This window comes from Martelella sp. AD-3 (assembly GCF_001578105.1).
In the GTDB taxonomy this organism is placed as follows: domain Bacteria; phylum Pseudomonadota; class Alphaproteobacteria; order Rhizobiales; family Rhizobiaceae; genus Martelella.
The window spans coordinates 80,741-89,996 of record NZ_CP014277.1 but is presented as its reverse complement, the minus strand read 5'-3'; the positions used below and the strand labels follow the sequence as shown (position 1 = coordinate 89,996).

Below are 9,256 nucleotides of genomic sequence, written 5' to 3'. Positions count from 1 at the left end.
CGCCGTCCAATGCTAAGGAAACCAGATGGACCACGTGACACGCCTGCCCGAATTCTCGGTGATCGTATTCTCCTTCCTGCTCCACTTTGTCTGGGAGTTCTGGCAGGCACCCACCTATGCGGGCATGATCGAGATGAACCATTGGGAAGGCATCAAGCTCTGTTCTTCGGCAACATTCGGGGATGTCGGATTCGCCATGACTGCATTCTGGATTACCAGCGCTGCCGCACGATCCCGCTTTTGGTTTGAAGCACCCAAAGCCTGGCAGATACTGTTGTTTGTTGGGGTCGGCATCGCTCTGACTGTTGGTTTTGAATATTATTACACCAACATATCGCAGCGCTGGACCTACTCCGATCTCATGCCGCTGGTGCCGCCGTTCGGAACAGGACTGAGCCCGCTGCTGCAGTGGGTTTTCATCCCGCTTGCCGTGGTCTGGCTTACACAACGGCAGGCCGCAGGGGCCAAAGCCATGGAGGACCGGAAATGATGAACGACACAATGGGAGGCGGGATTATGGGGCTTGGCGGTGTCTGGATGCTGCTGATTGCCATTCTGGTAATCCTGGCCATTGCCGCACTGGCCAAGTACCTCATGAAGTGAGGCTGCAATCCGTTCCGTCGATGACTTGACCGGTCGGACGTGCGGTAGAAAGGCTCCATTCCCCTCTGCCATTAGGCTGCGGGCCGGCAAGCCGTAGACAGCAAAACATACCGGGCGATGCGTGTTTTGATGACGGTATTCATCAAATGCAACAAACCGCACGCGTTGCCGTCACAGTCCAATGTTTTCGGATTAAGGATTGCCAGGCTCTACGTTGTCGCGAGCCTGCCGTGCGTGGCTAACTCACTGTGAATTGCCCCATCATGCCGGCATCTTCATGCTCAAGAATATGGCAATGATACATGAATGGCGTTTCCTCGGCCGCTGGCTGAGTGAACTGGACAAGCAGCTCCGTTTCACTGTCGACAACGACCGTGTCCTTCCATCCCAGGCTCTCCGGCCGCGGTTCTCTTCCGTTCTCACTGATCACCTGAAAGGAGACACCATGAACATGAAACGGATGCGCGAGCATGCTGGTGCTGATCACCCACTTCTCGGTGTCGCCGAGGCGCACGCGGTCGTTGATGATACTCATGTCGAATGGCTGCCCGTTGATGGCCATGCCGCCCATCATGCCGCGACCCATTCCGCCAGATCCCATCATTCCGCCTCGCATGCCCATATCGAGAGAGAAGTTGCGCAGCTTTGACACCCTGGCGGCTGTGAGGTCAGGTTGATCTCCACCGAGCACATCGGGGATGCGGGTGACTTTGGCGGCAAGCCGCTCGTCGACCAGAAACGGAAGCACTTCGAACCGCCTGCCTCCGGTTATTTCATCGAGCAGGCCGCGGGCCCTTCCCATCATGCCGCCCATACCCGCATTGGGGTCACCCTCACTCATCAGCGACATGCCATGACCATCCGAGAAGTCGACCAGAATCTCGGCACGTTCTCCCGGTCCGAGGCGGAGCGTCTCAAGCTGTACCGGGGCTGGCAGATATCCACCGTCAGTTGCGATCAAGTGAATGGGTCTGTCGTCGCTGGAAAACAATGAATAGATCCGCGCATTCGAACCGTTGATCAAGCGTAGCCGCACGACTGACTTCGGCACAGCGGCGACGGAACCTGCCTGACCATTGACCAGTATCGTGTCGCCGGTCATGCCATGCATGATATCCATCATCGAGTTGGCGTAGGCAAGCTGGCCGTCCGTGGAGAAGCGGCGATCCTGAAGCAGCAGCGTCATGTCATCGACGCCATAGGTTTCCGGCAAGCCTCGTTCGCCGTCGAGCCCGTCTGCTACGTGCAGCACGCCGGCCAGTCCGGCGTACACGTCACGCGCGGTTCGACCATGGATGTGGGTATGAAAAAAGGCGGTGCAGGGCCCCTGTCCAATTTCCATGTCCGGCGCCCATACCTCTCCCGGTTTGACGGGCAGGTGTGGCCCTCCGTCGTGATTGCCTGGCACCACCAGGCCATGCCAGTGCGCGCTGACCGGCCATGACAGTCCGTTTTCCACACTCGGCCGCAGCGCGCCGTTGCTTATCCGAACCACGGGTCCGAGATAGGCTTGATTGAAGCCAATCGTTTCTGCTGGATGGCCCGGAAAGAAGGATGTTGTGCCTGACTGGGCAGTGACCAGAAATTTTCCTGTGTCGACTGTGTCGATCAGCGGCGGAAACTGCAACACTGGACGACCTGCGGCACCAGATGAGGGTGAGATGAAGCGGCTATCTGCCCATGCGTAGAGGGCGCTGCTGGCTGTAAGTGCCGCGCCACCGGCGAGCAGGTTCCTTCTCTTTATCATTGATATGTTCCTTTCGGCAGAATTCGTCTGGTTCCACGGTCATCAGTTCGCTTGCCCATCAGACCACCTCAAACCAGGTGTTCATTCCGGCTGCCGCATGTTCAAGCATGTGGCAATGGAACAGCCATTTGCCGGAACTGTCGGCCACGAAAGCGATCTCGGTCGTCTGGTCAGTGGTGGGCGATTGCGCCTGCCCGTAGAATTTACGGCTTTCAAGAGTCGCGGGGCTCGATCAGATCGCGATAGGAATCGATCAGTGGACGGTTACTCACAGTAGACCTCGCATACTCACCATCCATCTTTTCCAGTGCCGCGAGCATGAATTCGGCGATGTCAAGCCGATCTTGCCGGCAGGCATACCTGAACACGCGCAGGATATCCCGCTCCAGGATTTCGGTTTTCGAGATCACAGCTACCTCCCTATAAAAGTCAAGCCTGCGCCTTTCAGCGACAGGAATGTCAAATCACAATTTCCTCAACGGGCCGTTGGCCTAGCCGATTGTAGACAGCAACGGGAACGTCTCCAAAAGCCAGAAGGCGAAAGCGGACAGATATCCTGTCATCATGGCGACTCCCATCAAGATCATAACCGCTCCGGCGAATGTCCGCAGAATACGCCCGAGGCGTCCGAAGGTCTTCAATCTTGCTGCCAAGGCGCCGGTGAAAACGGCGGCAAGCAGGAACGGCACACCGAGGCCCAGCGAGTAGATCGCTAATAGTGCGACGCCGTCGGCGACCGAGGCTGATGCCGCGCCAACGGTCAAGATGGCACCGAGGATCGGACCGATGCAGGGGGTCCAGCCGAAAGCGAATGCCAGGCCCAGCACATAGGACGATACGGCCTTGCCGCCGGGCAGATCAAGGTGAAACCGTGCCTCGCGCATCATCCACGTGGGTCGAATGGTTCCGAGCATGAACAATCCGAACAACGTAACAATCCCGCCTCCGACGATGTTCATCTCGAAGCGGTAGCGAAGCAGCAATTGCCCCAACGCTGTAGCGCTGGCACCAAGGATGACAAAGACGGTTGTGAAGCCGAGCACGAAGCAGAGGCTGAAACCGAGCGCTGCGCTTCGCGCAACAGAAACCTCACCTGAGGGTGATGTAATCGTCGACCGGCCGGCGACATAGGAAACATACCCCGGCACCAATGGCAGTACGCAAGGCGACAGGAATGAGACGATGCCGGCAACGAAGGCGCTCAGGATACCAATATTGGAGAGTTCAGGCATTCGGACGGCCCTTCAAGTCTTCTTCCGAGCTCACTGGTCACCGCTTTTCCGGGCACGCGCGATCAGCGTTTGCATGGTTTGCAGGTCGGTGGCGCCGCGCAATATTTCCTCACCGATAACAAAGCCCGGCGTACCGTTGATCCGCAGAACTTGGGCGAGCGCAAGGTTGCGCGCGATTTCAGCGTCGACAGCGGGATCGGCCATATCGTTTCGCAGCCGCTCGACATCCAGGCCGATTTGCCCAGCAACCTCCATCACTCGTCCCTCGTCGGCAGCTCCTGACACCTGCATCATTGCTTTATGGAATTCGGGGTAGAGGTTCTGCTGGCGGGCCGCGAGCGCTGCCCTTGCCGCGAACACGGAATTCGGCCCCAGAATGGGAAACTCCTTGTAGACGATGCGCAGTTTCGGATCGTCTGCTTCCGCCGCCATCATCGTTGGCGCAACCTGGCGGCAATAGGGGCAATTGTAATCGAAGAATTCGACCAACGTCACATCGCCTTGCGGATTGCCGCCAACTGGGCTTTCGGGACTTTTGAACAGTTCGTCACGGTGCGTGGCAAGGGCTGCCTGAGCTTCCGTCTGTTCCGCCTCCCGTTGCTTCCGTTCGAGGTTCTGCATGGCCTCGACGATGACCTCTGGGTTGGCTACAAGATAGTCGCGCACGCGCCGCTCGAACGCGTCCTGCGGCAGGTTCTCCGACGCGATAGTGGGCTGCTGGCCGGCCCTGAACCCTGGATCGATCAGATACCAGGTGCCTGCCGCGATGATCAGCAGCAGGGGCAGCAGGAGAAAGCCGAAGCGGCGCCCCGTGAATTTCGAAAATTGCGTCAACTTCCTTCTCCCGCTGTTCAGAACAGGCCTGTCAGCCATTCCCACCACCCCTTTTCGGTAGGCGGCTTTGGCGCATGCGCGTTGTTGATGAGCTGGTTGATGTAGAGGGTCAGATTTGTTTTGCTGAAATCGGATCCATGGAAAATACCGGCATTCCGTCCGTTGCGGTCGATGACATGCGCCATCGGCAACTCCTGGTCGCGGCCGCTGAACGCCGCAAATCGATCCGCCAGACTGGCGGTTGTCTCGTCGTCCGATGGGATCACGCGCCGCCAGTTCGCCTGGTCCGACGGAGCCTGGGTCGAGGCATCTGCGTCAAGGACGGTTACAAACGTGACCATTTGCTTCATCGGCGAAGCATTCACCTGTTCCTGCACGCTCGCAAGAACGGCCTGTTGTTTGGCGCATGGACTGTCACAGTTCTGCGGAACAAAGCTCAGCACGATGATCTGATCATGGAGATCGCCGAGGCGCAGGACATTGCCGCCTGGTTCTTCGACATCCAGATCGGGCGTGGAAGGACGATCCATCACCTCGAAGGCCAACTCCTGTTCAGTCATCACCTCATCGATGCGCTCACCGGGATGATTTGCGAATGCCGGCTGTGCAACCAGCAGGAAGGCCAGGATCAGGAAGCGCTTCATTCAGCAACCTCCTGTGGCCCCTCGGCCGCTATTCCGAGCACGGAAACCTCAACGGTGATCTCTCCGGCGTTCTCGAAGCTGAGCGTCATAGGGAATGTCGTGCCCTCGCTGAGTTTGTCTTGCAGTCCCATCAGCATCAGGTGCATGCCGCCGGGCGCGAGCGTGAACCGCTCACCCGATGGCAATTCAAGCGTTTCGATGTGTTTCATGCGGCTTATGTCGCCGTCCTTTTCGATCGCGTGGATCATGACGTGGCCTGCGACCGGCGTCGTCACGCCTACAAGCCGGTCTTCCGAGGCGCTTTCGATCGTGAGATAGGCAGCGCCGGGCCGGGACGCGAGGATGGTCGCGCGCGCCCACGCATCGGAAACGCGGACACTCTCCTCTGCGAGTGCCGGCGATGCGCCCGCCCAGACCGCCACCGCTATTGCAATCAGTATTTTCATCAATATTTTCCATTCATTCTTGCAAGGACCTCGACGGCCATCTCTTCCGCGAACTGTTCGCCTTCGCGGAAGACATCCTCAAAGCGGCCTTCGGGTGTCATCAGGTAGATGTGCCCGGAGTGCGCCATCAGATATCCGTCCGGCGCTGTTTCCTCTTCCATCTTCTCGTAGTAGACGCGGAAGGATTGGGCAGCTGCGGCGACCGCGGCTTCGGATCCGGTCAGTCCAACCAGCTTCGGGTGGAAGGCCTGGACATATTCCGCCATCACCTCCGGCGTATCGCGCGACGGGTCGACGGTGATGAAGATCGGTGCGACCCGCTCGACCTCGCCGCCAAACCGATCCAGCACATTCGCCATGTAGGCGAGCGTGGTCGGGCAGACGTCGGGGCAATAGGTGAATCCGAAGAACACGAGTTGCCAGCGCCCGAGGAAGTCGGCCTCGGTCACGCGATTTCCGTTGTGGTCGATCAACGAAAACTCGGAGCGAATTGCGGCCTCGCCGGTGGTGACCGACGGCGGCTCGCGGACGCCGATCGTCCGGACGAAATAGGCACCACCGATCACCAACGCGGCAATGGTCACCAGGAACCACAGGCCGTAGCGAATTCGTCTGAGATGTGTTGTTTTGCCTGATGTCATGTCTGTTTCTCGCAGCCCCCCCGCCCGGACCAAATGTCCGGGCGGGGGGATCTCAGCCTCCTATTGGTCTGTCGACGATTTCATGTTGTCTGTCATGCTGGCCATCAACTTGGTGCACTGCTCCATCATCGGCGCCATCTGGGCCATCATTTTCATCATGCCCATCATGCCGTCCATTCCGCCCATGCCGGACATTCCGTCCTGATTCATCATATCTTTGTTGTTCCCCATGCTGCCCTCTTCCATCATGGAGCCCTGGTTGCTTGGAGTTTTGTGCTCAGCGGCTTGAAGGGTCGGGACTGCGGCGATGTTGATCATCAAAACGGCAGCCATAGTGAGAGACTTGATAGGTTTAATCATCGGTCGTGTTCCTTTTCTGCTTGGTTAGGGATAGGGAATGCCGTGACGAAACCGCCACACTGACGGATTGTGCGTGTTGCACGGTTTCGTCCGACAAGAGGTCATTTTGGGCTCCGCCCGGTAATGAAGGTTCACCGTCTGCGGCAGCAGGGTTTCCGGCCTGGTTTGACTTGCAGGAACCGCCGGTAACCTTGTTCATGCAGAGTCCGAGCGCGCACATGGCGACACACGGCAGTGCTGTGAGGAGCAGCGGCGCTATGCCTGCCGCGGCTAGCCAACTCCAATTAAACGCGAGACCGCCAGCAATCAGGACCGCCGCAAGTATGAGGTATCCGCGACGGCCGCTGAGGTAGTAGCGAAGCGCGTAGAGAACATCGCGGCCAAACGAACCGTCCTCGGTGCTGTATTGTCGCGACTTATCCATGAAGGCTTCCTTTTCAGTTCGAGGTCTGATGTGTTCTGAGAAAATCGATCATCTCGGGCGCGTCCCATTCTGCCGGGCCGACGAGCCGTCCCAGTTCCCGCCCCTCACCGTCGATCAGGAGCGTCGTAGGTAGGCCGACAGCCGCAAGGTCGAACGAAGCCCGCATCGATGCATCGATATAGAGGCCGAGATTCCGGATACCGATCTCGGCATAGAATTTGCGGACTACCTCCGGCCCGGCCCGGTCGACAGAAAGAGGCACAACCTCGAAACCGGGGCCGCCGAGTTTTGCCTGAAGCGCATCAAGCGTTGGCATTTCCTCGCGGCAGGGCACGCACCAGGTCGCCCAGATGTTGAGCAGAACGGTTTTGCCTTTGAATGAGGCCAGCGTGAGAGCCTGACCTGCCCCGTCCTCGAACGTGACCACGGGAAGCGGCCGAGGCGTTTCGTGCATGACGAAGGGCTGGGGCAATAGTATTGTGCCTGGTCTGTCGCCAACGGGGTGGGAGCCCTTATCGCCGTCGATGTAAATCATTGCGGCGGTGACTGCGAGCGCGACCACCACGAGGCCCCCTGCCGCAAGTGCGATTAAGATTGTGCGTTTTGCGTGCAATAGAGCCGTCATGAACCAGCGCCCCGCATCTTCTGGTCCGCGGTCTGCTGGCGCAATGATTCCACCAGCGGCAGGATGGTTTTCGCGAGCACCTCTTCGTTCACCGGTCCGATATGCTTGTAGACGATGAGCCCGTCCGCATCGACCACAAAGGTTTCGGGTACGCCATAGACGCCCCAATCGATCGCCACCTTCCCACTGATGTCGGCTCCGGTGCGCGTGTAGGGGTCGCCCAAGCTGTCCAGCCATTGCGCCGCATCGTCCGGCTGATCCTTGTAGTTGAGGCCGTGCAGCGGCACGGTGCCTTGCGCTGCAAGCTGCATGAACAGAGGGTGCTCTTCGCGGCAGGCAACGCACCAGGAAGCAAAGACATTGACCAGCGATACCTCTCCTTTGAGATCATCGCTCGACAGCCCGAGCGATCGTCCCTGAACCGGCGGCAGGTCAAATTCCGGCACCACCTTGCCGATGAGCGCGGACGGAAGACTGCCAGGGTCTTGGGTCAAGCCCCAGGCCAGAAAGATGGCAAGCACCGCAGCGACAGTAAGCGGCAGGAAGGCCAAAACGCTTCGTCCCGTTTTGGCGAACGACTGTTCCCTGTCCATAGTCATAACCCACCACCGGCTTTGGCCGTCACTCGAGCCTGTGATTCCCGCTGGCGCTCGGGCCAGGTACTCTTGATGAATGCGAGTACCGCTGCGATCTCCTCGTTGCTCAGGATGTCCTCGAACGCGGGCATGTCGCTCTCATAGCCCGCAACGACACCGCCGACGCCGAACTTGGTGATGTCGAACAGGTCCTGGTCCGAGTGATGCCAGGTGTGGCCGCTCTCGTCATGGGGCGGCGCCGGCATGCGGCCGTTCTCCAGCCTGCGCCTCCAGTTCGGCTGACCCTGGAGCTCGGCGCCATGGCAGGAGGCGCAGTTTTGCGCATAAACTTGCCTTCCGAGGGTGATCTGCTCGTCTGTCACAGGATAACCCAGCACAGTCAGGTCTTCGGCTTGTGTACCGGTACTTTGCGATTGCCCCTGCGCGGCGATAGCTGCCAGACCCGAAAAGGCGACAGCGGAAAGGAGAAGCATCATCCGCCTCATTGCCGCCCCCGCAGAAACTTCACCAACGCGAAAATGCCGAGGACCAGAACAGCCAGGATCAGAAGGCTGAACAGACCACCTCCGAACATCATAAAGCCCATCATGGAGCCATCCATCATACCGTTCATGCCATCACTCATCGGAGTAAACGGCGACGCCGTCCTTGCCGAAGGCGTAGGTCTTTAGCGTGCCTGTCTTTGCCGGTGCCATGCCGGGAGCATTCCCCGGCATTCCGGGCAACGTGATGCCGGTGACATCTGGACGCTCGCTGACCAGCCGTTCGATAATCTCGACAGGCACGAGCCCGCTTACGACATAGCCGTCAATCTCGGCCAGGTGACACCCGATACCTCGCTCGGGAACGCCCATTTCAACCGAGCGCTTGTCGAAATCGCGATCATCGACGCGCGTCACAGAAAAGCCGTTGGTCTCCAGATAGTCGGCATAGGTATCGCAACATCCACAGCCGGGGTCGCGCCAGATTGTGATCGCCTTGGCACCAGCAACGCTGGCACTTGCGTCTTGGGGAGCTTGAGCCGAGGTCAACGCCGTAAACGCCACACTACCAATGACAGCCAAGGCGGTAACGGTTGCGGCAACAAAGATCTTTTTCATGTTG

The 9,256-nt window shown here is 58.9% G+C and carries 15 protein-coding genes and 1 pseudogene; 1 reads left to right on the top strand and 15 read right to left on the bottom strand.

What is annotated here, in order from left to right; genetic code table 11:
• Positions 1-25 precede the first annotated feature (25 nt).
• A complete protein-coding gene (locus AZF01_RS22970) occupies positions 26-490 on the top strand; it encodes a hypothetical protein (protein ID WP_024706433.1) in 465 nt (154 codons plus the stop codon).
• A gap of 351 nt (positions 491-841) precedes the next feature.
• On the opposite strand, the gene AZF01_RS22965 is transcribed toward AZF01_RS22970, so the two are convergent.
• From AZF01_RS22965 to AZF01_RS22905, 15 genes and pseudogenes are all read right to left on the bottom strand, one after another.
• On the bottom strand, positions 842-2,350 hold the full coding sequence (locus tag AZF01_RS22965; protein WP_024706434.1) for a multicopper oxidase domain-containing protein: 1,509 nt from the start codon (positions 2,348-2,350) through the stop codon (positions 842-844).
• 58 nt (positions 2,351-2,408) lie between these two features.
• Positions 2,409-2,522: pseudogene (locus tag AZF01_RS23730) on the bottom strand (multicopper oxidase domain-containing protein); the annotation flags it as partial.
• A gap of 40 nt (positions 2,523-2,562) precedes the next feature.
• Positions 2,563-2,760, bottom strand: a complete 198-nt coding sequence (locus AZF01_RS22960) for a hypothetical protein (RefSeq protein ID WP_024706435.1) — start codon at positions 2,758-2,760, stop codon at positions 2,563-2,565.
• An 81-nt stretch (positions 2,761-2,841) separates the two neighbouring features.
• Positions 2,842-3,582, bottom strand: a complete 741-nt coding sequence (locus tag AZF01_RS22955) for a cytochrome c biogenesis CcdA family protein (RefSeq protein ID WP_024706436.1) — start codon at positions 3,580-3,582, stop codon at positions 2,842-2,844.
• 30 nt (positions 3,583-3,612) lie between these two features.
• Entirely contained in the window at positions 3,613-4,416 is an 804-nt protein-coding gene (locus AZF01_RS22950; RefSeq protein WP_024706437.1) for a DsbA family protein, read from the bottom strand.
• A gap of 17 nt (positions 4,417-4,433) precedes the next feature.
• Positions 4,434-5,060, bottom strand: a complete 627-nt coding sequence (locus AZF01_RS22945; RefSeq protein ID WP_024706438.1) for a hypothetical protein — start codon at positions 5,058-5,060, stop codon at positions 4,434-4,436.
• Positions 5,057-5,506, bottom strand: coding sequence for a copper chaperone PCu(A)C (locus tag AZF01_RS22940; RefSeq protein ID WP_024706439.1), 450 nt, complete (start codon positions 5,504-5,506; stop codon positions 5,057-5,059). Before AZF01_RS22940 ends, AZF01_RS22945 begins: the two co-directional genes overlap by 4 nt.
• Positions 5,506-6,147: an SCO family protein gene (locus tag AZF01_RS22935; RefSeq protein ID WP_024706440.1), complete on the bottom strand. Its 642-nt coding sequence runs from the start codon at positions 6,145-6,147 to the stop codon at positions 5,506-5,508. The genes AZF01_RS22940 and AZF01_RS22935 overlap by 1 nt, the downstream gene beginning before the upstream one ends.
• 60 nt (positions 6,148-6,207) lie before the next feature.
• On the bottom strand, positions 6,208-6,507 hold the full coding sequence (locus tag AZF01_RS22930; protein ID WP_024706441.1) for a hypothetical protein: 300 nt from the start codon (positions 6,505-6,507) through the stop codon (positions 6,208-6,210).
• Positions 6,500-6,931 (bottom strand): hypothetical protein, encoded by a 432-nt coding sequence (locus AZF01_RS24195; protein WP_024706442.1) that lies wholly within the window; start codon positions 6,929-6,931, stop codon positions 6,500-6,502. Before AZF01_RS24195 ends, AZF01_RS22930 begins: the two co-directional genes overlap by 8 nt.
• A gap of 13 nt (positions 6,932-6,944) precedes the next feature.
• Entirely contained in the window at positions 6,945-7,493 is a 549-nt protein-coding gene (locus tag AZF01_RS22920) for a TlpA disulfide reductase family protein (RefSeq protein WP_244435493.1), read from the bottom strand.
• 59 nt (positions 7,494-7,552) lie between these two features.
• Positions 7,553-8,155 (bottom strand): DsbE family thiol:disulfide interchange protein, encoded by a 603-nt coding sequence (locus AZF01_RS22915; protein WP_051423964.1) that lies wholly within the window; start codon positions 8,153-8,155, stop codon positions 7,553-7,555.
• Entirely contained in the window at positions 8,152-8,637 is a 486-nt protein-coding gene (locus AZF01_RS22910; RefSeq protein ID WP_024706443.1) for a cytochrome c, read from the bottom strand. Before AZF01_RS22910 ends, AZF01_RS22915 begins: the two co-directional genes overlap by 4 nt.
• The gene (locus tag AZF01_RS24670) at positions 8,634-8,765 is read right to left on the bottom strand and encodes a hypothetical protein (protein ID WP_256389227.1); all 132 of its coding nucleotides are present in this window, start codon (positions 8,763-8,765) and stop codon (positions 8,634-8,636) included. The genes AZF01_RS22910 and AZF01_RS24670 overlap by 4 nt, the downstream gene beginning before the upstream one ends.
• A 4-nt stretch (positions 8,766-8,769) precedes the next feature.
• The gene (locus tag AZF01_RS22905) at positions 8,770-9,252 is read right to left on the bottom strand and encodes a DUF411 domain-containing protein (RefSeq protein WP_152534433.1); all 483 of its coding nucleotides are present in this window, start codon (positions 9,250-9,252) and stop codon (positions 8,770-8,772) included.
• Positions 9,253-9,256 lie beyond the last annotated feature (4 nt).